Origin of the sequence: Pseudomonas sp. 2822-15 (genome assembly GCF_002742515.1) — a bacterium.
In the GTDB taxonomy this organism is placed as follows: Bacteria; Pseudomonadota; Gammaproteobacteria; order Pseudomonadales; family Pseudomonadaceae; genus Aquipseudomonas; species Aquipseudomonas salomonii.
Genome location: NZ_LJRY01000216.1, coordinates 1 through 239, shown reverse-complemented (window position 1 = coordinate 239; position 239 = coordinate 1). Strand labels below are relative to the sequence as shown.

Annotated in this window: 1 pseudogene; it reads left to right on the top strand. The window is 38.1% G+C overall.

Features of this window, described 5'->3' with window-relative positions:
- Window positions 1-231: pseudogene (locus AOA59_RS25645) on the top strand (pyridoxal 5'-phosphate synthase glutaminase subunit PdxT); the annotation flags it as partial.
- Between the last annotated feature and the right edge of the window lie 8 nt (window positions 232-239).

Below are 239 nucleotides of genomic sequence, written 5' to 3'. Positions count from 1 at the left end.
GTTAAAGGTATTGGCGAAGATGTCCAAGGGGTATTCATACGTGCACCAATTATTCAAGAGGTTGGTGAAGAGGTAGAAGTTCTAGCTGAGTTTGAAGGGGAAATTGTAGCGGCACAGCAAGGACCATTTTTAGCTTGTTCTTATCATCCAGAGTTAACTAACGATTATCGTATGCATCAATATTTCGCAGATGTTGTTCGTAAAAGTGTAAGTGCTACCTTGATTAAATAGTATTATTT